The sequence below is a fragment of the Paraflavitalea speifideaquila genome, assembly GCF_032395985.1.
GTDB classification, from domain to species: Bacteria; Bacteroidota; Bacteroidia; order Chitinophagales; family Chitinophagaceae; genus Paraflavitalea; species Paraflavitalea speifideaquila.
The window spans coordinates 7062502-7083000 of the sequence record NZ_CP135920.1; the positions used below are offsets into that span (position 1 = coordinate 7062502).

General features: G+C 44.6%; 25 protein-coding genes and 4 pseudogenes. 18 read left to right on the forward strand and 11 right to left on the reverse strand.

Annotated elements, in window-relative coordinates; genetic code table 11:
* From RS881_RS48490 to RS881_RS48505, 4 genes and pseudogenes are all read left to right on the forward strand, one after another.
* Window positions 1–920 (forward strand): annotated as a pseudogene (locus RS881_RS48490) (adenosylhomocysteinase).
* A gap of 304 nt (window positions 921–1224) precedes the next feature.
* Entirely contained in the window at window positions 1225–1494 is a 270-nt protein-coding gene (locus RS881_RS48495; protein WP_315817400.1) for a hypothetical protein, read from the forward strand.
* 109 nt (window positions 1495–1603) lie between these two features.
* Window positions 1604–1909 (forward strand): DUF1905 domain-containing protein, encoded by a 306-nt coding sequence (locus tag RS881_RS48500; RefSeq protein ID WP_315817401.1) that lies wholly within the window; start codon window positions 1604–1606, stop codon window positions 1907–1909.
* An 82-nt stretch (window positions 1910–1991) separates the two neighbouring features.
* A complete protein-coding gene (locus RS881_RS48505) occupies window positions 1992–2108 on the forward strand; it encodes a hypothetical protein (protein WP_315824852.1) in 117 nt (38 codons plus the stop codon).
* Between the two features lie 72 nt (window positions 2109–2180).
* On the opposite strand, the gene RS881_RS48510 is transcribed toward RS881_RS48505, so the two are convergent.
* A complete protein-coding gene (locus tag RS881_RS48510; RefSeq protein WP_315817402.1) occupies window positions 2181–2495 on the reverse strand; it encodes a winged helix-turn-helix transcriptional regulator in 315 nt (104 codons plus the stop codon).
* Between the two features lie 603 nt (window positions 2496–3098).
* Between RS881_RS48510 and RS881_RS62055 the strand changes: the two genes are divergently transcribed.
* The 4 genes and pseudogenes from RS881_RS62055 to RS881_RS60970 all read left to right on the forward strand — a co-directional run.
* Window positions 3099–3326, forward strand: a complete 228-nt coding sequence (locus RS881_RS62055) for a hypothetical protein (RefSeq protein WP_315817403.1) — start codon at window positions 3099–3101, stop codon at window positions 3324–3326.
* A 13-nt stretch (window positions 3327–3339) separates the two neighbouring features.
* Window positions 3340–3984, forward strand: a complete 645-nt coding sequence (locus tag RS881_RS62060) for a PhoH family protein (RefSeq protein WP_315824853.1) — start codon at window positions 3340–3342, stop codon at window positions 3982–3984.
* Window positions 3985–4388: 404 nt separating this feature from the next.
* A complete protein-coding gene (locus RS881_RS48525; protein ID WP_315817404.1) occupies window positions 4389–4793 on the forward strand; it encodes a hypothetical protein in 405 nt (134 codons plus the stop codon).
* A 177-nt stretch (window positions 4794–4970) separates the two neighbouring features.
* Window positions 4971–5365 (forward strand): annotated as a pseudogene (locus RS881_RS60970) (inorganic diphosphatase); the annotation flags it as partial.
* Between the two features lie 246 nt (window positions 5366–5611).
* On the opposite strand, the gene RS881_RS60975 reads toward RS881_RS60970, so the two are convergent.
* Both RS881_RS60975 and RS881_RS48535 read right to left on the reverse strand, forming a co-directional pair.
* Window positions 5612–5866, reverse strand: coding sequence for a C40 family peptidase (locus RS881_RS60975; RefSeq protein ID WP_350340032.1), 255 nt, complete (start codon window positions 5864–5866; stop codon window positions 5612–5614).
* Window positions 5749–6240, reverse strand: coding sequence for an NlpC/P60 family protein (locus RS881_RS48535; protein WP_315817405.1), 492 nt, complete (start codon window positions 6238–6240; stop codon window positions 5749–5751). Before RS881_RS48535 ends, RS881_RS60975 begins: the two co-directional genes overlap by 118 nt.
* A 274-nt stretch (window positions 6241–6514) precedes the next feature.
* Between RS881_RS48535 and RS881_RS48540 the strand changes: the two genes are divergently transcribed.
* Genes RS881_RS48540 through RS881_RS48555 form a run of 4 tightly spaced genes read left to right on the forward strand, consistent with a single transcriptional unit; the run spans window position 6515 to window position 7469 of the window.
* Window positions 6515–6844, forward strand: a complete 330-nt coding sequence (locus tag RS881_RS48540; RefSeq protein WP_315817406.1) for an RNA polymerase sigma factor — start codon at window positions 6515–6517, stop codon at window positions 6842–6844.
* Window positions 6826–7080, forward strand: a complete 255-nt coding sequence (locus RS881_RS48545) for a sigma factor-like helix-turn-helix DNA-binding protein (RefSeq protein ID WP_315817407.1) — start codon at window positions 6826–6828, stop codon at window positions 7078–7080. The genes RS881_RS48540 and RS881_RS48545 overlap by 19 nt, the downstream gene beginning before the upstream one ends.
* 30 nt (window positions 7081–7110) lie before the next feature.
* The gene (locus RS881_RS48550; RefSeq protein ID WP_315817408.1) at window positions 7111–7320 is read left to right on the forward strand and encodes a hypothetical protein; all 210 of its coding nucleotides are present in this window, start codon (window positions 7111–7113) and stop codon (window positions 7318–7320) included.
* Window positions 7321–7328: 8 nt separating this feature from the next.
* Window positions 7329–7469 carry a hypothetical protein gene (locus RS881_RS48555; RefSeq protein WP_315817409.1) on the forward strand — a complete coding sequence of 47 codons (141 nt, stop codon included), beginning with the start codon at window positions 7329–7331 and terminating at the stop codon, window positions 7467–7469.
* A gap of 243 nt (window positions 7470–7712) precedes the next feature.
* On the opposite strand, the gene RS881_RS48560 is transcribed toward RS881_RS48555, so the two are convergent.
* The gene (locus RS881_RS48560) at window positions 7713–8081 is read right to left on the reverse strand and encodes a nucleoside deaminase (protein WP_315817410.1); all 369 of its coding nucleotides are present in this window, start codon (window positions 8079–8081) and stop codon (window positions 7713–7715) included.
* A 100-nt stretch (window positions 8082–8181) separates the two neighbouring features.
* Here RS881_RS48560 and RS881_RS48565 point away from each other — a divergent pair.
* Window positions 8182–9680, forward strand: a pseudogene (locus RS881_RS48565) (M61 family metallopeptidase).
* Window positions 9671–10006, forward strand: a complete 336-nt coding sequence (locus RS881_RS48570; RefSeq protein ID WP_315824854.1) for a PDZ domain-containing protein — start codon at window positions 9671–9673, stop codon at window positions 10004–10006. Before RS881_RS48565 ends, RS881_RS48570 begins: the two are co-directional and overlap by 10 nt.
* 277 nt (window positions 10007–10283) lie before the next feature.
* On the opposite strand, the gene RS881_RS48575 is transcribed toward RS881_RS48570, so the two are convergent.
* Window positions 10284–11162: a hypothetical protein gene (locus tag RS881_RS48575; RefSeq protein WP_315817411.1), complete on the reverse strand. Its 879-nt coding sequence runs from the start codon at window positions 11160–11162 to the stop codon at window positions 10284–10286.
* A 448-nt stretch (window positions 11163–11610) separates the two neighbouring features.
* On the opposite strand from RS881_RS48575, the gene RS881_RS48580 reads away from it, so the two are divergent.
* Complete coding sequence (locus RS881_RS48580) at window positions 11611–11991, forward strand: DoxX family protein (RefSeq protein ID WP_315817412.1); 381 nt, start codon at window positions 11611–11613, stop codon at window positions 11989–11991.
* 136 nt (window positions 11992–12127) lie between these two features.
* Here RS881_RS48580 and queD read toward each other — a convergent pair.
* The 3 genes and pseudogenes from queD to RS881_RS48595 form a co-directional block, all read right to left on the reverse strand.
* A pseudogene (queD, locus tag RS881_RS48585) lies at window positions 12128–12483 on the reverse strand (6-carboxytetrahydropterin synthase QueD).
* Window positions 12484–12583: 100 nt separating this feature from the next.
* Window positions 12584–13057 carry a hypothetical protein gene (locus RS881_RS48590; RefSeq protein WP_315817413.1) on the reverse strand — a complete coding sequence of 158 codons (474 nt, stop codon included), beginning with the start codon at window positions 13055–13057 and terminating at the stop codon, window positions 12584–12586.
* Window positions 13033–13365: a DUF4382 domain-containing protein gene (locus tag RS881_RS48595; protein WP_315817414.1), complete on the reverse strand. Its 333-nt coding sequence runs from the start codon at window positions 13363–13365 to the stop codon at window positions 13033–13035. The genes RS881_RS48590 and RS881_RS48595 overlap by 25 nt, the downstream gene beginning before the upstream one ends.
* Before the next feature lie 498 nt (window positions 13366–13863).
* Here RS881_RS48595 and RS881_RS48600 point away from each other — a divergent pair, with 498 nt between their 5' ends.
* The gene (locus RS881_RS48600; RefSeq protein ID WP_315817415.1) at window positions 13864–14184 is read left to right on the forward strand and encodes a hypothetical protein; all 321 of its coding nucleotides are present in this window, start codon (window positions 13864–13866) and stop codon (window positions 14182–14184) included.
* A gap of 286 nt (window positions 14185–14470) precedes the next feature.
* A complete protein-coding gene (locus tag RS881_RS48605; protein WP_315817416.1) occupies window positions 14471–15439 on the forward strand; it encodes a sterol desaturase family protein in 969 nt (322 codons plus the stop codon).
* A 346-nt stretch (window positions 15440–15785) separates the two neighbouring features.
* Here RS881_RS48605 and RS881_RS48610 read toward each other — a convergent pair whose 3' ends face one another.
* Window positions 15786–17666 (reverse strand): BamA/TamA family outer membrane protein, encoded by a 1881-nt coding sequence (locus RS881_RS48610; RefSeq protein WP_315817417.1) that lies wholly within the window; start codon window positions 17664–17666, stop codon window positions 15786–15788.
* A 957-nt stretch (window positions 17667–18623) separates the two neighbouring features.
* Here RS881_RS48610 and RS881_RS48615 point away from each other — a divergent pair.
* Complete coding sequence (locus tag RS881_RS48615) at window positions 18624–19361, forward strand: YihY/virulence factor BrkB family protein (protein WP_315817418.1); 738 nt, start codon at window positions 18624–18626, stop codon at window positions 19359–19361.
* Window positions 19362–19460: 99 nt separating this feature from the next.
* On the opposite strand, the gene RS881_RS48620 is transcribed toward RS881_RS48615, so the two are convergent.
* Both RS881_RS48620 and RS881_RS48625 read right to left on the reverse strand, forming a co-directional pair.
* Window positions 19461–20030, reverse strand: coding sequence for a bestrophin family protein (locus tag RS881_RS48620; RefSeq protein WP_315817419.1), 570 nt, complete (start codon window positions 20028–20030; stop codon window positions 19461–19463).
* 88 nt (window positions 20031–20118) lie between these two features.
* Window positions 20119–20403, reverse strand: a complete 285-nt coding sequence (locus tag RS881_RS48625; protein ID WP_315817420.1) for a bestrophin family protein — start codon at window positions 20401–20403, stop codon at window positions 20119–20121.
* Between the last annotated feature and the right edge of the window lie 96 nt (window positions 20404–20499).

A 20499-nucleotide genomic window follows, 5' to 3' on the forward strand; every position in this document is an offset into this window, starting at 1 on the left:
ATGATCCTCGATGATGGTGGCGATCTTACCAACATCGTATTCGACAAATATCCCGAGCTGGTACAACATATCAAAGGTCTCAGCGAAGAAACCACTACCGGCGTTCACCGCCTGTATGAAAGAATGGCCAAAGGCACTTTGCCGATCCCCGCTTTCAACGTAAACGACTCTGTAACCAAGAGCAAATTCGATAACAAATACGGTTGTAAAGAATCACTCGTTGATTCTATCCGCCGCGCTACCGATGTAATGCTGGCTGGTAAAATAGCCGTTGTAGGTAGCTATGGCGATGTTGGTAAAGGTTCTGCCGCTTCATTGGCTGGCGCCGGTTGCCGCGTGATCGTAACAGAGATCGACCCCATCTGCGCCCTCCAGGCTGCTATGGACGGCTTTGAAGTAAAGAAAATGATCGATGCAGTAAAAGAAGCCGATATCGTAGTTACTGCTTCCGGCTGTCGCGACCTGATCACAGAAAAGCACTTCCGTGCAATGAAAGATAAAACCATCGTTTGTAACATTGGCCACTTCGACATCGAGATCGACATGGCTTGGATGAATACCAACTATGGTCATACCAAAGACACCATCAAGCCACAGGTTGATATCTACAATGTAGATGGTAAAGACATCATTATCCTGGCTGAAGGCCGCCTCGTTAACCTCGGTTGCGGTACCGGTCACCCCAGCTTTGTAATGAGTAACTCTTTCACCAACCAAACCCTGGCTCAGCTGGAACTTTGGACCAACACCGACAAATACGAGAACAAAGTATATGTGTTGCCTAAGATCCTTGATGAGAAAGTTGCCCGTTTACACCTCAAAAGATCGGTGTTGAACTGGATGAACTGACCGATGCACAAGCCGACTACCTCGGTATTCCTCAAGCAGGTCCTTTCAAACCCGAGCATTACAGGTATTAATCGCCAAAAGGCCATTTATAAAGCCCCCATCCCGCATCAGCAGGATGGGGGTTATTTTTTACCCACCCCTCAAACGGAATTTAATACCTACCTTTGCAGAAATTCACCTATATCCGCCGCAGAAAAACTATCCCCTCAACTTTACCTTAACCTTTTAGATTCATTAGCCAGTCACTACCGGCTAAAAGCTAATACCTGAAAGCTAACAGCTATTCCCTCTGTGCAAAACTTTTTCGGTTATTAAGAAAGTTTTGACAAAGTGTAGCATGAGAATTGATAACTCAAAATCGTTTAATAGAAGTATATGCGCATCCAATTCGTTAAAAATATTCAGTTCACCAAACTGCTGAAAGTAGAAGGCCGCCTGCGAGAGTTTAATTTCAGAAAACTGGGCGGTGTTAATGAAGGCATTTTTACCGTTGATGTGGTGGACGACCGCGGCAACCGCATCCTCTTTCGCATGCAAAAAGAAGAAGGCAATTGGAAAATCGTTCCTCAATCAGTTCCCCGTTGGATCATGGATACCGAAGCCCAGTTCCACGACCAGATAGAAGAAGAACTCCGCAGTATATAAGGCCTATTCTCCTGTTATACAATACATAACAGTCACCGGATGTTTTCTGCACTTTGGTAAGTATATTGCACAATCAACAATGCTGAATTGAAGATTGCCGGCTACACCCATGGTGCAATTCACGACCACAATATTGCAATTTGCTGAACAAGGTGATAAAACCAGGTGGACCTATATTATCATCCCACCCGATATGGCCAACCAGCTGAAACCAGGCTGGAAGAAAAGCTTTCGGGTGAAAGGGAAGTTGGATGATCACTCCATTAAGAACGTAGCCTTATTGCCACATGGAGGTGGTAGTTTTTTGATGCCCATTAATGCCGAAATGCGCAAAGGCACCAAAAACGCAAAGGTGCCATGCTCAAGGTACAATTACAGGAAGATAAGACACCCCAGCAATTATCACCCGAATTAATGGAATGCCTGGCCGATGAGCCACAGGCCCTTGCTTTTTTAATTCCCTGGCCAAATCTCACCAGGGCTATTTCAGTAAATGGATTGAAAGCGCAAAAACAGAAGCCACCAAAACCAAACGCATAGCCCAAACCCTTAATGGCCTTTCTCGTAAATGGAGCTATGGAGAACTCCTTCGTAGCCTCAAAAAAGAGGAATAAAACGGTATGGTTATCATACCACCCCCTCCGGCCCATGGCTACATGCTAATACCTAAAAACTGCATCCTGCACTCAACTACTCTTCCTCATCACCCGCTTGCGGTGCTGTACACCCCAGGCATGCAATTCATCAATTACCTTTTTCAGGCTATTACCATAAGCTGTTCTTGAATATTCTACCGCTACAGGGGTTGTATCATATACCGTTCTTTCCACCAGCTCATTGATCTCCAAATCTTTTAACTCCTTGGAAAGCATTTTAGCCGTAATACCTTCCACCTGCCTTTGTATTTCCTTAAAACGCATGGGGCCTGTTGACAGCGACATCAGGATCAACAGTTTCCATTTGCCATGCAAAATATCCAGCGCATCCTGTACAGGCATCATTTGCGATTTACATGCTGGATGACTAAGTCTATGCTTTTCAGTCGTATCAGTAGTAACAGGCATAAAAAGATTTATTCGGTAGCCAATGGAAACCCGGTTTCCAATAGTTAATCACTTTCAAAAAGATACCAAACAAATACTGTCAGCAAATGTTTGATATTAACTGCACAAATTGCTTTACAAAAACATAAAGTAGCAATAAGTGCATGTTGATCAAGAAGTTTGTAATTTCAATAAGATACAATCCATTTGCATCACCAAAATCCATTCAATTTTTTAATCGGTGAATACATCACCCAATTCTGTTAAATCCTTTAACCTGTGATTTCCACACCTTGTTAATAAGTAACTTTGCTTTGTAGCTGTTTCAAAAATTATATTTGGAATAGCTGGAAGGGTTAGCAGTATCGAAACTAATCGGTACACTTTTGTGAACTTAAATTGAAGTGCATTGACAGAAACTATTATCAGCCTGGACGCCGTAAACCCCATTGAGTTTTTCGGTGTAAACAACGGTAAATTAGATATCCTCAAAAGAGATTCCCGCTATTAAAAATTCTTTCCCGCGGTACACAACTTAAATTAAGCGGCTCACCCGAACAGGTGGACAATGCCAAAGAGAAGATTGACCTCATCGTTCAATACCTCCAACGAAATGGCCACATGAGTCAAAACTATTTTGAGCAAATACTCGGTGGAGATGATGCGGAAACCGTTGACAATTTTATTGAACGCAACCCCAATGATGTCCTCGTATTTGGCCCCAATGGGAAAACCGTTCGTGCCCGCACCGTGAACCAGAAAAACTGGTGCACGAAGCAGAAAAAATGACGTCGTCTTTGCCATTGGCCCTGCCGGTACCGGTAAAACCTATACCGCAGTAGCCCTCGCTGTAAGGGCATTGAAAAACAAGTTGGTTAAAAAGATCATCCTCACCCGGCCCGCTGTAGAAGCAGGCGAAAGCCTTGGCTTCCTGCCCGGTGACCTTAAGGAGAAGATCGATCCCTACCTGCGTCCTTTATACGATGCACTCGACGATATGATACCTGCCGATAAGCTGGGCTATTATATGAGTACCCGCGTAATTGAGATCGCACCCCTGGCTTACATGCGTGGCCGTACCCTCGATAATGCATTCATTATCCTGGATGAAGCCCAAAATGCCACCGATTTACAGATCAAGATGTTCCTGACCCGCATCGGTGCCAATGCCAAAGCCATCATTACCGGCGATATGACCCAGATTGACCTTCCCAAAAACCAACGCAGTGGCCTCGAAAAAGCCGTACGTATCCTGCGCAATATTGACGGCATCGCCCATATTGAACTGGATGAGGAAGATGTGGTGCGCCACCGCCTCGTGAAAGCCATTATCAAGGCCTATGACAAGGACCAGAAGGAAAACCCACCACCCGAGTACACACCCGGCAACTGGAGGGGAAACCGCAATAATAAATTTGCGGACGAAAGACCCAATACAGAAGGGTAATTCCAGATAAATATTTTTAAAGCAGCCCAGGCCTTCTTGCCTGGGCTTTTTCGTATCTTTAAAACCATGAATAGGCCAATGCCCAATACTGCCCAAATGGACCTCCAAACAGGGTATACCGCCCACTCCGGGCAGGATGCCACCTCCCTTTGCCCAGGCACCCATAGCGCTATTAAAGCGTCCTTTAGTGATATTATAGCGACGTTATAGCGACCTTACAGCGACCTTATAGCGATATTCCTAGTCTTTACCTTGCTATTAGGTAGCCTGTAGCTCTATATTTAGTCCATATCCAGGCCATATTCAGATTATATTATCCTGACTGATTCCCAAAAAACTGCCTTTACCCCCTGTTCCAGGGCCTCCCCGTAGCATTTTCATCCCGAAACCTTTACTTTTGCTTTATGATCAAACAGCTCACCATTATAGCCCTGACTGTAACATTCGCAGCTTGCTCGGGCAGCACCGGTTACGAGAAAGCCGAAGATGCCCAGGATGCAGGCCGCCAGTTTATCCGCGCCTCCCTGGATGGCAATTACGAAAAAGCCAAATTCTACCTCCTGAAAGACGATGACAACCTTACCCTGCTCAAAAAGCAGCAATCCAATTACCAGAAAATGACCAATGAGGACAAGCATTCCTTTGGTGAGGCCAGCATCCTTCCCATAGAAATTCAGCCGGTAAATGATTCCGTTACCAACTACAAATACAACAACTCCTTTCATCCGACAGATACTACTACCATACGGATCGTAAGGGTCGATAATGAATGGTTGGTAGACCTCAAATCCGTGATCAAAATGCAATAGCTGCAGATCATCCTCCCGGGATGATACCTGTACTTGCACCCCCAACGATTGCCATCGCCTGATTAACAGCTATCAATTCTTTGTACAACATTAATTTGTAATCAGCATGACCACAACAATTTCTCATCCCTGGCATGGAGTGCCCTATGGTGCCAATGCCCCCGTATCGTAAATGCAGTGATTGAAATTCCACAGGGCTCGAGAGCCAAATATGAAATTGACAAGGATAGCGGTTTGCTCAAACTGGACCGCGTAATATATTCGTCCTTCTATTATCCCTGTAATTATGGCTTCATCCCCAAACCTATGGCGATGACAAGGATCCCCTGGACATCCTTGTTATTACTTCTTTACCCGTACAGGCACTTTGCCTTATGGAAGCCAAGGTGGTTGGCGTAATGCAAATGGTGGACAGCGGCGATGCCGATGACAAGATCATTGCCGTAGCCGCCAACGACCCCGGTGTTAACCATTACAACAATATTGAAGAATTGCCCCGTCACTTCTTTGAAGAATTGCGCCATTTCTTTGAGGAATATAAAAAACTAGAGAATAAAACCGTGGTAGTTGAAGAGTTTGGCGACAAATCCATGGCCCTGAAAGTAGTACAGGATGCCATCAATACTTATAAAGAGAATTTTTGCCCAAGCTGCTTACCAAATAAGCAGGCATTAATAATAGAAATGGGCCCAGCGGTATCCTACCTTGGGCCCATTTCTATTATATTCAAAGCAAAAGATACGCTGCTTGTCCCGTCTAAGCATGAATTAACGAACGCGTCCCCTCGAAGTAAGAGATTGCCGATTGCCGATTCACGTCTAAAAAAATCGCTTAATCATCCTCAACCGATGCGTACGTTGGCCAGTATCCGTATTCACAATACCCGCATTGTCTATCTTATCTATCCGAACTTTACCAGAAGCATGAATGATCTCCGATTCATTCAGCAATATGCCTACATGAATGATCCGTCCTTCGGCATTGTCAAAAAATGCCAGGTCGCCCCCATGTACTTCCTGTAAAAACCCAATATGTTCACCCTGCGTAGCCTGCAGGTAAGCATCCCGTAACAAGGGAATATTGAAAAACGGAATACCAACTGGCAATACCCACTGCAATCAATGCCAAAAACACTGCGGCCACCCCATAAATAAGGCGTATTTAAAAATCGCTCGGCCCTGGCCTTAACACTTTCCGGTGTTGGTACCGCCCCCGCAACCTGCCAGGCGCTTCCCGTGGTATATTGAAGTTTATAAGGCCCCGCCTGTATTACTTCCTGTGCTGGCGCCAATACAGGGGCTCCCATCGGCACCCAAGCCACTACCCCATTGATCAACACTTTATCCATCCAGTCGCCCACATACAAACCATTATCCGTATGCCCTGGTAGTACTTCCTCAATCACTACCTGGTTACGCTGACACCAGCCTTCGTAACCATCATGCAAGCAGCGCAGCTTAACAAAATTCTCCGTCTCCTCCAATAACTCCCCGCTTCCCCTAACAATAGCTGGCTGATCATTTCACTTCTATGGCTCGATTCGGCCCGCAAAGGGCTTACAGGAACACAACATACTACGAATGACATAGGCTATTCCAAATTTTAAACAAAGAAACAAAAAAGCCCTCCCTTTTCCTACCTCCTAACTAATTAACCCGTTAACTTTTATGAAAAATCCCAGCTCCTGCATCTTACTACAAGAAAATAGCTAATTTCCCCCGGTGAAACCAGACCAATATGCACATATAACCGACCAGGAACTATTGGATCGCTTTTATGCCGACCATAACAACTACTGGTTGGGAGTGCTCCTACAGCGATACACCCTCCTGTTATTGGGAGTGTGCATGAAATACCTGAAAAATGAGGAGGAAGCCAAGGACAGTGTTCAACAGATCTTCCTCAAAGCCATTACCGAACTGCATAAATACCGCGTAGAATACTTCAAATCCTGGCTATACATGGTGGCAAAAACCATTGCCTCATGTATCTACGCGATAAACCAGGCCGCCAAACCGAGATCAAGGAGCAAATGGCCGTTACTCCCGTAGAAGAGGAAGGCGTCAAATTACACCTGGAAAAAGACCGCCAATTGGAATTAATGGACGAAAGCCTTCGTGAACTTAGCAACGAGCAGAAACTGTGCGTAACTTTGTTTTACCTGGAAAAGCGATCCTACCAGGAAATAGCCAACAAAACAGGCTATCCCATGATGAAGGTTAAAAGCTATATTCAGAATGGTAAAAGGAACCTGAAAATATTATTGGACAAGAAACTTAATCGCTGATCAAACAATGCTATACACCGCATCAATGCCATGAATCATGACTTGTTAAACATATTATCAAACAGTAACAAGGACATCGACAACCAGAAGCTGATGGATTACCTGGCAGGCAAGCTGTCTGAGAAGGATAAAAATGAAGTAGAGCGCTGGATGGCTGATAATGACTTTGCTAATGAAGCCATGGAAGGCTTACAGGACTTTTCTGCCAAAAGGACCTCAATGTCTATGTTGACCAGCTGAACAAAGAATTGAATCAATACATAAAGCATAAGAAACAACGCCGCGAACGTCGTAAGATCCAGGAACAACCCTGGACCTACCTCGCCATCTTCCTGATATTACTACTCATCATCCTGGGTTATATCGTTATCAAAAAACTCCAACAATAGGCATTTCCTGCTGATTACCCCCATTAAGCTACCCTCACAACTGACCGCTCACAATTCTCACAAATCACTGCCCATTGGAAGCCGCTTCGCCTTCTTACTACCTCGCAGCTCGTAGCTCAAAGCTCGCAGCTAGTCTTTAATACTTCACCTTATCCGGTTTCTGTAGCCATTCTTCAAACAATTTCACCGCCTCCTTTCTGTCCAGGTTTACCAAGGGTATTCGCCTGTCTGCCACCGGCACAGTCAACTCTTCATATATAAATGAGTCATCAAACCCTGCAAAAGCAGCATCAAACCGGGTACCGCCAAAAATACTTTATCGGGCCTGGCCCAGTAAATAGCTCCCATACACATAGGGCAAGGTTCACACGAAGTATATAATTCGCAACCCGTAAGCTGGTACACCTGCAAATGCCGACAGGCATCCCGGATAGCCACTACCTCAGCATGCGCCGTTGGATCATTGCTGGAGGTAACCGCATTACAGCCCTGCCCCACAATTTCATTACCCTTCACTATCACACACCCAAAAGGCCCTCCATGCCCTGCATGCATGCCTTGGCGAGCCAGCTCAATAGCCGTCTGCATAAATTGATGTTCACGTTCCGTCATATCAACTTAATTTGATCGCTAATTTACTACAATCTGGTAGGGCTCACCGGAGCCCATCCTGTCAAATATTATCTATCTTGTCCACCTATAAACGCTCAAAATGAAGAAACTCCTGTTGCTATCGCTCTGTTTATCGTCAATATCTGTCGTACTGGCCCAAAAGGTAAGCTATATTGTTTCCTTTCCCAATATTGCACACCATGAAGCTAAGATCACCCTGATCGCTACCGACATTCCCCAAAGGAATGCCACCTTCCGCATGAGCCGTTCTTCGCCCGGCCGCTATGCCACCCACGAATTTGGTAAAAACGTGTATGATGTAAAGGCATTTGACCGGGCAGGCAAACCGCTTACCATCAATCGCATCGATGGCGACGTATACGAGGTATCCCGTCAGGATGGCTATGTACGCGTAGAATATACCCTCTATGCCAATCACCCCGACGGAACTTATGCGGGTATTGACCAAACAAACATTCACTTCAATATGCCTGCTGTTTTTATGTGGGTAAAAGGACTTGAAAAAGCCCCTATCGATATCAAGTTCGATATCCCCGAAGGCAAAAAATGGACCATTGCCACCCAATTAAAACCTGTAGAAGGCAATCCTACCCTGTTTACAGCACCCGGATTACAGTATTTTATGGATAGTCCCACCAAGATTGGCGACCTTATCTGGAAAGAATGGAAACTTAAAAATGCGGATGGTAAGGAATACCTATTCAGATTGGCCATGGAAGCCAAAGCCACCGACTCTGGCGCTACCGCTTTTGCCCGTAAAGTACAAACCATAACCGAAGAAGCACAGACTGTTTTTGGTGAAGTACCGGCCTATGATTACGGCATATATACCTTTATAGCCAGCATCAATCCCTGGGTGAAAGGCGATGGTATGGAACACCGTAACTCTACCATGATTAGCATCCCGGCCAATTTTGATGGCAACAATTACCTCCTGGATGTATTCTCCCATGAATTTTTCCATTGCTGGAATGTAGAACGCATACGCCCCAAAACACTGGAGCCTTTCAATTTTGAAAAAGCAACATGAGCAATGAGCTTTGGTGCGCAGAGGGGTTTACCCAATATTATGGCGACCTGCTTATGACCCGCTCAAACTTACAAACCGTAGATGAGTTCCTGCCTTCCCTGGCAGGCCTTATCAATACCAAAGAAAACAGCGCCGGCGCCAAAAGATTCTCCCCGGCCGAAATGAGCCGCCATGCTGTTTTTGTAGATGCTGGTACCGCCATTGATAAGAACAATTATGCCAATATGTATACATCTTACTATCCATATGGGGGAGCAGTAGCCCTGGCACTGGAGCTTGAATTGCGTACCCGCTTCAGCAACCTTACACTGGACAACTACATGACCGCCCTCTGGAAAAAGTTTGGCAAAACAGCAGTGCCTTATACCATTCCCGGACTGGAAGACGTACTGGCAAATGTTACCGGCGACAAGAAATTTTCAGCCGACTTTTTCAGCAAATACGTAACCGGTCATGAATCCTTTAACTACAAACCCCTTCTGGAAAAAGCCGGGCTGGTTTTAAAAGGGCCAACGAAAGTAAACCCTGGTTGGGTTATGTGCAAATGAAAGAAGGCAATAACCTCACCATCACTTCTAATACTGTGATCGGAACACCCTTATACAATGCCGGACTGGATATTGATGATCAACTCCTGACATTGGATGGCAAACCCGTTAAAAAAACAGCCGACCTGGAGCCCATTCTGAAAGAACACAAACCAGGTGATGCTATTCAGGTAGAATATGATCACCGTGGCGAAAAAGAAAACCGCTACCCTTACTTTAATTGGCAATCCTTATTTCAGTATTGTGACCTTCGAAAAGAGGGACAAACACCTACTGCCGAAATGCTGGCCTTCCGCAAAAGCTGGTTTGGTAACAAAATAAAATAGCCGGCCCTGCCTCTTTAATGGGGCAGCCGGTCAAAGCAAAGAGCCTTGCAGGATCGATACCTGCAAGGCTCCTTTATTTAAATCTTTTGATATCCTTCAGAATAATTCAATCACAGGTTCCTTTTCATTAGACATCCCTACTCCCATTTCCCACTCCACACCTGCTTACTACATACAATTCACCAGTCACCCACAATCCCCCAACTGTATCCCCTCGCAGCTCGTTGCTTTCAACTTGTCTCTCATTGGGCTGAGTTTGCCGCCGCATCCCCACTCACTATTGATATTGAATATAGATGGGCTTCGGCTTCAGGCTCAATACTTCTTCTGGCGTCATGATACGGCTACCTGGTTCCCGGAAATCATTTTTATAGAATAGCTTGAAACCGGTAAACTGAACTGGCTCTCTATGAATGAAGGTTTTGTAGGTAGTGATCTTCCTGGCCTTTGCGCCCCATCCATCCATGTCCATAACGATCTGAACTTCAGGCTGTATTTTAATTTGCTTATAATTAGTAACCATCGCCTGTGTGAAGCGGTGTACCACCAGCATCTTAGGAGGCAGGTTATTTTCCTTGACGATCCTGGCCAGGTAATTCGTTACATAGTTGATATCAGCGGCATCAAAGCTTCCTATCACTGATCCGGGCTTAGCGCCCGTTTTCATTGAAAACTCGGGGTCAATGCCAAAATGAACATGCGGCATTTTGAAGTACTTCTGCAATTGCGGCACTTCATCCTGGACTGTACCCAAACCTACCTGTATATCAATGAATACCAATGCATTGATTTTGGCGGCCATGGCCAGTACCTTATCAATTTCTTTAAAGGGCATCCGGAGACGGTATTTGCCAGCCGCACCAGGACTTCCCTGGGCAGTAACCGCTATATAATGCAGGGCAGGAACCACTTCTACTGTAGTATCAGCCGCCTGCCAGCGTTTTACTTCCCCCTGTAACTTCTCCAACATCTGTTGCTCAGGCAGCTCACCCAGGATACCCATCCTGGTAGAATACAGGTTGCCATAATAGGCCAATACCCTTTTCATAGGTAAAATAGCTCCAGGCAACGGGTAATCGGCCTTCACGGGCCATTTACCGGTTGAATCGCCATTTACCATCGATCGCATAGTGGCATCATACAATGCTGTATCCAAAAAGTAGTGGGAGAGGCTGGTGTTTCTCCAGCAGCTTTTTATCAGTAGTATCAGCTGTATTCTTGCTAATGACAGGAGATTCGGCAGCGGTCGATTGGCAATTGCTTAATAAGGTTGTACATACAGTCGCTGTTACGCACAGCACAGTGGCCTGTAACCAGGTCTTATTGTTCATAGTGAAATTATGTTTTGAGGGAGGACAACGTACCTACGGCCTCCGGGTTTGGTTCATAGAAGATTGCAAATATAGGTAACACTAAAAACGTACCAGCAATAAAAATAGTATGTAATGTGAATAAGACGGTTTCGGATACCGTATACGTTGGTAAATCAATGTTAAAAACAAGCTATAACTGCCTGCAAAAATTAATTTCGGATGCAGTACCAGCTTGAATAATAGCCGTAACTTTATAAAGACAATATCATCGTTCTTTTAAAATAATCTGCCATGGGTACGCTTCAACAAATCCACAACTGGAGCTTGGTACATCACCCCCGCTGGCTGGTAGTCATCCGGGTGGCCTTGGGCCTTTGCCTAATCTACAAAGGCATTTCCTTCATGTTTAACTCCATACATGCCCATCAATTATTGTACAGCACCATCTTTAGTAATGCTGCCGATGCCATTATCATTATCATTACCTGGGCTCACTTATTGGGAGGATTTTTAATCATCATCGGATTACTCACCCGCTGGGCCGTATTACTCAAATGCCCATCCTCCTGGCAGCCATTATCATTATGGCCAACCAGTACGGCATATTCGCATCGGGCACGGAACTGCCATTCACAACCATTATTTTCCTATTGCTGGTATTCTTCCTGGTAGAAGGTGGAGGGCCCTTGTCATTGGATAATTACTTCCGGCTTAACCCGAAATAAGCCGGGGAGCAAGCCTGAAAGTCAGCAAAGCCCGTAAGTCAGTACAAAAGCCTTTCGGACTTTCCGTCTTTCGGTCTTCCGGACTATTCTCCGTTATAAATAACACCCGAAGTAGGTGTTTCATGTAATTCCAGGTGATCCATGGCCGGCAACAAAGGCTTGAGCCGGTTCCATATCCATACTGCTATCAGCTCACAAGTGGGGTTTTCCAACCCTGCTATATTATTCATGCACTTATGATCCAATTCAGCTACTACCGTCTTCACAATGCTTTTAATACCGCAAAGTCCATAACCCATCCCAGATGAGGGTCAGGCTGCCCCTTGATCCATATCCGCAGCCGGTAAGTATGCCCATGCATCTCCTTGCATTTATGACCATCCGGCACGTTGGGCAGAAAATGAGCCGAATCGAAGGTAAATTCTTTGTAAATCAGCATAGTAGTCCTTAAGCCACAAAGTTACGCCCTTATCCATAAAAAAAGTGGAGTTGAAAACAACCCCACTTCCTTCAATTGGTATCTGATCTAATGGTATTGACTATTTATGCAGCGTGATCTTAGGCAGCGCAGTTTCCCTGTTCCGGCGAATTTCAACACCCGTAATGGTAGTGTCCTGGTAACCATTCGAAGCATTGATAAACACATTATACGTACCCTCCTTCAACCCCCTTACCTTGAACTCTCCATTGAACCATGGAATGGCATATCCTGTATCCTGGGCATTGTACACACTCACAACAGGATAGGCTTCCTTAGGCAAAACCTTGCCTTCCAGGCTCCCCGTAGCTTTCACAGTAAAGATCTTGATCACCGGCAACAGGTAAAACTTACCATCTCTTACTCTGATTACTGACCTGGACACATCAAAATCAAGCCACAACTGGCTACGGCCTGGCAGGTATTCATCCCATTCCCCACCCTTCAGTTTCAACACAATACTGGCCTGTGTACCAGGGAAAAGACTAAGCGGATAAGTAACACTGTCTTTTACCAGTGAATTATTAGTACCCAACTCAATTTTGATCTTTTGATCCTGCCCTCAGGAATAATGCCGCTGGCGAGCAATGTATCCGCCCCATTACGCAAAGTGAGCAGATCATATACGCCCGGTGTAATATTCAGGCTAGCCCAGTTTACACAATGGTCATCATCATCGTCATGATTGCCATGATGATCATCGTCATCCTTGTTTTTATCACAGGTATCTATTAATACCATTACACTCTTAATATCAATGAGAACTTTGTCAAACAATGCAGGATCATCCGTGAGATACAATTTAACCTGCTGTTTACCAGCTGGCACCGGCTCTTCTTTCATGGAATCATCCTTGGAGCAGGCAAAAAAACGACAGCAATAGTTAATACCATTGAGCAAAAGCCCAATAACTTTCCCTTGGTGGTCATAAGTTTAAGCGTTTTAAGTGGTGAATAGAACCGTCACCGCCTTATAATACAAGTTCTATGCCTATGCTCAAAAAAGTGGAAAAAAAAGTAGTTACGGGGTTGTAAAGCCCTCCTTAAAGACTTGCCTCCCCCTCCCGTTTGCAATATAAAAACGCTATAAATACACCATTCAACGAACTTTGGAATAGCTATTTACGTACATTATTAATACCATCTTCCCCGAACTTCCCAGCATATCTCCTCTTTTTACAAAAACTTACACAATAGTAGTCCACTATTTTGGTAGACTTAATATATATCACTATCATTGCAATCAGAACAATCAGAGATGCTACCACAAAATTCAAAAGCGCGATGTAGTTAGTACTTCCTAACAGGAATACACACTTATTTGTTTATCCAAAATAATTACATGAAATCTACGTCCGCCTTCAGCTGGTTTATTGCAGTACCAGCACTCATCATGAACCCATCGGATATCTTTCCGTCTAAACCCGTAAAAATAGAAGGCAATATCATCCACAGCCTCAATGGCAGGCAGGTTGAAAATGCTTATGTCTATATCGTATCTGGTGAAGAAGAAGCCCTGTCCGGAAAAGATGGCGTGTTTGTGATCTCTACCTGGCAACAACTACCGGTAACACTGGTAATTGAGCACCCTAAATACAGGTCTCAAAAGGTTAGCATCAAAGATCCTTCTAAAAAAACCACGATAAAACTCGATCCGAAATAGATACACGGCTATTCCATCAACACAGCGAGCTATGAAACTGAACTTACTGGCCTTTGCAGTACCTCTTTTGTTTCGTTCATGATATTGGAATATGTGGTGGCAAGGCGTAAAAACTGCCTTACTTCAACCTGCATCATTCTATTGCCAATATCAGCGTGGGCATTGCCGAGCGCCTCCTGGATGTATGGGTAGTTGGTTTATTCTTTTTCATATACGACTATATACAAAAGCACTATGGACTGTTTGATATAAAACCTGGCCTCCTGTTATGGATATTGCTTTTGTTATGTACCGATTTTATGTGGTATTGGTATCATCGCCTTGCCCACGAGATCAATATTTTTGGGCTGCGCATATCGTACACCACCAGAGTGAGGACTTTAATTATACTGTTTCGGCAAGAATTACCGTATTACAGGCTTTCATCCGCACCGGTTTCTGGACAGTACTACCCCTGCTCGGGTTCCCGGCGCCAATGATCACCAGCATATTACTGGTGCATGGACTTTACCCGTTTTTCATCCATACCCGCCTGATCGGTAAACTTGGCATACTCGAATATGTGTTAGTCACCCCTTCACATCACCGGGTACACCATGCCAGCAATGAACAGTACCTGGATAAGAATTATGGCGATGTATTTATCATCTGGGATAAGCTCTTTGGCACTTTTCAAAAAGAAGAGGATAATGTTGAGATCAAATATGGCTTAACGCATCCTGTCAAAAGCTACAGCTTCCTTTGGCAACACTTTCATTTTCTGGCCGAACTTACCTACGCCATCCGGCGGACCCAGGGAGGCTGGAACAAATTGAAATTGTTATTCTGTAAACCAGATCAAATAGATCCGGCAGTTCGGGAAATAGCAGAAGAACGGTTCCAGATACGCCAAAGCAATGCTCCTTTTGATAAGCCTTTGAACAGGTATGTAGTATGGCAGATCGGCCTAACTATTGGTCTCCTCTTTATTTTCATCCTGTTTGAACATAATATACCCTTAACACAGCAAGTATTGATCTCACTGGCTATCCTGCTAACCCTGATCAATTGCGGGGCCATTATGGAGCAGAAACAATGGATCTATTACCTGGAGTTCTTACGCTTATTAATCCTCACGATAGGTTTTATATTGGTATATCCTGCAATATGGCTCAATATACTGCTGTTGTTTGCAGCCATATTGCTGATCGCTTATTTCGACACTATCCGGGTGTATTACCTCCAATGGGTATATCACCGGCACAGAAGCTCTTAAACAGACACGAGTTACGTGGCCGAGAGGACAGGCGAAGGTTGGCAAGACCTTCTACGGTGGTTCGACTCCACCCGTAACTGCATTGCATCGGTTCAACTTTCATACCTGAACCTACGGGTGATGTTTCTACATCGCCTTCAATTTATTGATAGTGGCATGCCACTATATCGTTACATGAGATAAACTGCTTTTTCGTATGGCAAGCAATCGTTGATGAACGGGTGGTGTTTCTACACCGCCCTTTTTTTTGCCCGAAGCGCTCTAAAAGAGGTGACACCTTTTCCAGTAGTCAAAGGAAAAGGTGCCACCTCTTTTCCTATAGAGATACCTCTTTAATTGGCAATGATCAACTCGGGGCGTTTAATAAATTGGCGGTTGTACTTGAATTTAACACTGCTATTGACTTCCAGCCGCCAGCTGTCGCCAAAATAATTCTTACGCGGAAAGAAAAAGCTTTAAACTCAAGCGTACCAAATATCAAACTTTCATTGCGGCTGCGCAACCCTCCCCCAATACTACTGTACAGATCACTTTTATTAAGCTCCTGCTTTTCGGGGGTTAGCAGCGTAAGATTCCCGAATATAAAAGGGGCAAACCGGAAGTTGATAAACATCCAGGGACTAAAGAAAACAGATTCAGCCTTCAAGGTGCTTCGGATCTCACCATATATCTTTTTAGTATTGCGCAATTCAGGCAGTCCAAATTGGCTTTCCAGAAACAGCGGTTCATTCAATTCCTTATTGGCTTGTAGCGCTATACCGGCACTAACAAAAGTGCGTTGCTTCCACTTCTTACTCAGACTTTGTAAATTGGAAAAATAATCCAGGTTAAACAACACATCTACATCCTCCAGCGTATTCTTGTTGAAGTACCCTCCTACCCGTCCAGTATAATTAAAATAATGCTCCTTTTCTGTAAAGAAAAAACGTTGAAAATCAATACCGGCATACGGCCTTTCCCTACCCTGCGTTTTTGTCCAGCCCGCAGTAAGCGAGATGTCCATTCCCTCTGGTACGTCCTCATTACGGCCAAAACCATAGATATAGCGTACTTTATAGAAATCCTGGCGGAAAATGGATAAAGAGCCCAAGGCAGCCATCCTGTCTATATAGTCATAATAATACTCTTGGGAAAACACTTCCGGCACCTCCTGAAACTGTTTCCGGAAAAAACGAACACTTAGCAACGTACGCGTACGGTCGTTCTCATTTTGCCCTTTACCCAGTTTATAAGCACCCGTATTCCATCCCACCCAGCTATCATAATTAAAATAGCGGTAGCGCGCATCTGTTTTATAAGTAGAATCATTGAGGTACATATTTTCCGTGCGGTGTGATGCCACTTCAGCTGCATAAGTAAATCGCAAATAAGGGTTTACCAGCGGTCTTATCAGGCGTGCATAGAAAGTTACTTCCTCATCCCGGCCACTATTAAAAGCATCATTAAAATTATCGTAGCCTATTGAGCCATCAATGAAAGAGCCGCCAATATTCCGTTTAATAAATTCCCCACCATACCCTACCCGTTCTTTACGCCGTTGGTCATACAACACACTCCCTTGCAAACGGTCGCCCCAACCACCCAGGTTATCTTCCCTGATCGATCCACTCACGCTTTGGCTATTGTGCATCCTGAATGAGCCACCAATTGACAATACATCCTTCGTAAAGATGGTAATATCCACCGAATCATTACTCCTGTCGGATGACCTGATCACGATCCGCGCATCCTGCAAATAAGACTGGTCACGCAAATGACGCTCGTTATCGGCCAACAGATAAGGAAATACCCGGTCGCCCACCTCAAAAAACAGGTTGTTCCTTATCACAAACCCGCGCGTTTTATGGTGAAACCCGTTGGCCAGGTTCGTAAGCCGGCTCTTGAATGTTTTACTGGTATCTGTTATCGCTGTACCAAAATCCAGCCCAACGATCTGGATACTCCGGATGACCCGGTCATTATAGATACTAAAAAGCAGGTCATTCCTGATAGGCCCCGTTACTTCATCGCCGGTAGGATTGTTGGAGAGCAGGTTGCGGGCCAGTTTACCTAACAGCCCCCGCCGTTTCAGGATGAAACTGTCGATACTAGCCCGCCGGATGGTATCAGGCTTTTTAAATCCTGCCTTTTTAATGGCAGTATCAGGCACCACCTGCGCCGGCAATTCCATCACCAGCAGCAGCGACAGGGAACAATAACAAAAAATAAACAACCTCGTAAACCGCATACGTCCCACCTGATTAAAACGGCAAAATAAGCTTTTACCAAGAATACTGTGCAAAACCAATACCCCCTATCAAAACGGCCCATACTGCCCATTGGCAACTACAATATCAGCCCAACATAGCCGAAAGGCCGCTCAATAAGGCATATCTTTCTCTAAACCGATACGAAATATCCCGCCCGACTGGACGGAACCAGCATTTAATGTTTTGTTAAGCCTTCCTATAAGTGGCTTTTGGCCTCATTTACCAGCTATTGACCGACAGTTCATAGCATTTTTGACGCCATTCATTAAACAATAAGCACAGTTTACTCAATAGCATTTTACAGGTGTCACTACTCCCATTAGTTTTGTGTCATCAAAGGAGCAAATGACCAACCGGACCTTATCTCATAAATCTTGTCAAGATGGTCTTTGTTCCTTTCAATTGGAGAGCATACCTAAACTATTCGTACCCAAAAAGATCGTACAGGTACCCTGGAAACAGCTGTAATTAACCCTTACAGCATACCAACAACAAAACCGGGATTCCGTGAAGAGAGGCGCGAGACAAGTATGGCAAGCAGGAAATCAAATTATTCAACAGGGCAGGAAAGCAGCAGGGTGAAGGATACCCAATGTCAGCTCATCCTCCCTCTACTGAATGTAGCGTAGCAGGAGCGTCCCGGTTTTTTTAAACATGGTTACAGTTTTTCAAAGGAATATACATATTGGATGGTTTACCCAACTCCCTTTTTTTCCAGAAAGGGAGTTTTTATTATAACTGTTAACCAGTCCTTATTCAACTAATACGATTGCACGCAATATCCATTCCCTCCTTTTAACTACCTTCATCCCGGCTAGCCACTTCGTGAGCTACAGTAAAATCCAGCACCTCATGGCTTTTTTTCGTGACGCAGTAACATTATCAGGACTATTAAAGGCGGCTTTCCGGGAGTTTAAAAGAATGAACCTTTGCGTATGGCTGCAGCTACGGCATTCTTTACCACCTTTGCATTGCCAGCCATACTCATTATCCTTATACAGATATTCGGGCTCATCATGGGGCGCAGGGCCATCGGTCACCAACTATTCACAGGGCTCACAGATATCCTGGGACCCAATGCAGTTGAAGAAATGCGGGCTACCCTGCGCAATGTCCGCCTGCTCACACAATCCTGGTATATTGCTGCGGCTGTATTCATATTCCTCTTATTTGTAGCCACCACTCTCTTTAAAGTAATACGGGACTCCCTTAACCAACTATGGGAAATACGTGTTAAGGAAGGTGTAGGTATAAAATTTCAATTAAGACAAAGGGGCAGGTCATTCGTAGTCATTCTGCTGGCAGGCATTTTGTTCCTGGCGGTCCTCCTGGTCGAAGGAACCTTCTCCCTCCTCCCCGATAAAGTAGTATTTCTCGTACGGGTTTTTAAACAACTGGTTTCTGTAATTGCCGCTACTGCCTGGTTTACCATCCTGTTTAAATACATTGCCGATGGATTTACCAGCTGGAAGGTCACCCTGGCAGGTGCATTCTTTACGGGTATGCTCTTTACCCTGGGCAAAAATGATATTGGGGTTACTTTTATCATACAGTACCATCAAGAATATTTACGCCACTTCTACTTCCTTTGTGCTGCTCCTTCTTTTTGTATTTTATTGCTCCTTCATGTTTTACTACGGCGCCTGCTTCCTGAAGGTATGGGCTATGCATAAACAGCAACCCATAAGCCCTCACCGCCATGCCAGAAAATACAAACTCTCTTTGGTGGAATAATAAAAGAAAATATCTGCCTCATCAGGGTCAACTACCATTCATCGGGTAGGCACAACATCAACGCAATAAACAATGATTATTAGGCTACCGGAAGAATTACACTCCCTACAAGATCTCCTGTACATGCTTCTTGATATTGCTGGCAATTTTTGTGTAGGCAGGTCATTGGCATCATTGCCAAAAGGATCTTCAATTTCCTCGGCGATCAATTCAAGACTGGCCAGTACATAAAATATAAAAGCTACTACAGGGATAGCGATATATCCCAGGCTGAAAACAAAACTCAGCGGCAAGGTCATCACGTAAAAGAAAATGAACTTCTTCAGGAACACGCTATAAGAAAAAGGGATGGGTGTATTTTTGATCCTTTCACAGGCGCCACATACATCTGTAAAAGCCTGTAACTCGTCTTTAAGTGTAATTAACTGATCGCCGCTAATCGTTCCTTCCTGGTTCAGGCGATAAACACGCTTCAGCAACAAGGCCGCTACCTGGTTTGGTACATGTTTGGCATGATCCAGCCCTTCCAGTTCAGGATGCTCTTTTTCATCCAACGCCAAGCGCGTACTTTCTTCTCCCAAATGACGCGCCAGTACATTGGCATACATAGGTATTACGCGTCTGAAAAAGCCCGGTTCCCATCATCCGTGGGAGCCAGGATCGCATTCATTTTAATCGCCAGATTCCGGCTATTGTTCACCAGCGCCCCCACATCTTGCGTCCTTCCCACCAGCGGTCATACGCAGTATTCGTACGGAAAACCAGCAACATCGAGATCACAAAACTCAAGAGATTATTCATCAGCGAAATATTCTTGAGATAGTTGCTCTGGCTCATTTTGAATACCTCCAGTTCCAGGAAGGCAATCAAGGTCGTATAGGCGCTAATAGCCAGGATAAGGGGTACCAGCCTAAGCAACGTCTCGCCCTTATGAAAACGAAAAATAAAGGTGAACCAGTCTTTAGGATTATAAGTGATCATGCTACAAAAATAATTGCCAGGGGCAAATGAAAAAGAGGTTGTACAAAAGTTGGCTTTAATTATTTCGCACCGCTTAAGGCGGCTAAATCAAAGAAC

Excerpts from the sequence above, each read along its gene's own strand:
- RS881_RS48495 (WP_315817400.1), top strand. The coding sequence starts at position 1,225 with ATGCGCATCCAATTCGTTAAAAATATTCAGTTCACCAAACTGCTGAAA.
- RS881_RS48500 (WP_315817401.1), top strand. The coding sequence starts at position 1,604 with ATGGTGCAATTCACGACCACAATATTGCAATTTGCTGAACAAGGTGAT.
- RS881_RS48510 (WP_315817402.1), bottom strand. The coding sequence starts at position 2,495 with ATGATGCCTGTACAGGATGCGCTGGATATTTTGCATGGCAAATGGAAA.
- RS881_RS48525 (WP_315817404.1), top strand. The coding sequence starts at position 4,389 with ATGATCAAACAGCTCACCATTATAGCCCTGACTGTAACATTCGCAGCT.
- RS881_RS48545 (WP_315817407.1), top strand. The coding sequence starts at position 6,826 with ATGGCCGTTACTCCCGTAGAAGAGGAAGGCGTCAAATTACACCTGGAA.
- RS881_RS48550 (WP_315817408.1), top strand. The coding sequence starts at position 7,111 with ATGAATCATGACTTGTTAAACATATTATCAAACAGTAACAAGGACATC.
- RS881_RS48560 (WP_315817410.1), bottom strand. The coding sequence starts at position 8,081 with ATGACGGAACGTGAACATCAATTTATGCAGACGGCTATTGAGCTGGCT.
- RS881_RS48580 (WP_315817412.1), top strand. The coding sequence starts at position 11,611 with ATGGGTACGCTTCAACAAATCCACAACTGGAGCTTGGTACATCACCCC.
- RS881_RS48595 (WP_315817414.1), bottom strand. The coding sequence starts at position 13,365 with ATGAAAGAAGAGCCGGTGCCAGCTGGTAAACAGCAGGTTAAATTGTAT.
- RS881_RS48600 (WP_315817415.1), top strand. The coding sequence starts at position 13,864 with ATGAAATCTACGTCCGCCTTCAGCTGGTTTATTGCAGTACCAGCACTC.
- RS881_RS48605 (WP_315817416.1), top strand. The coding sequence starts at position 14,471 with ATGTACCGATTTTATGTGGTATTGGTATCATCGCCTTGCCCACGAGAT.
- RS881_RS48610 (WP_315817417.1), bottom strand. The coding sequence starts at position 17,666 with ATGCGGTTTACGAGGTTGTTTATTTTTTGTTATTGTTCCCTGTCGCTG.
- RS881_RS48615 (WP_315817418.1), top strand. The coding sequence starts at position 18,624 with ATGGCTGCAGCTACGGCATTCTTTACCACCTTTGCATTGCCAGCCATA.
- RS881_RS48620 (WP_315817419.1), bottom strand. The coding sequence starts at position 20,030 with ATGTATGCCAATGTACTGGCGCGTCATTTGGGAGAAGAAAGTACGCGC.
- RS881_RS48625 (WP_315817420.1), bottom strand. The coding sequence starts at position 20,403 with ATGATCACTTATAATCCTAAAGACTGGTTCACCTTTATTTTTCGTTTT.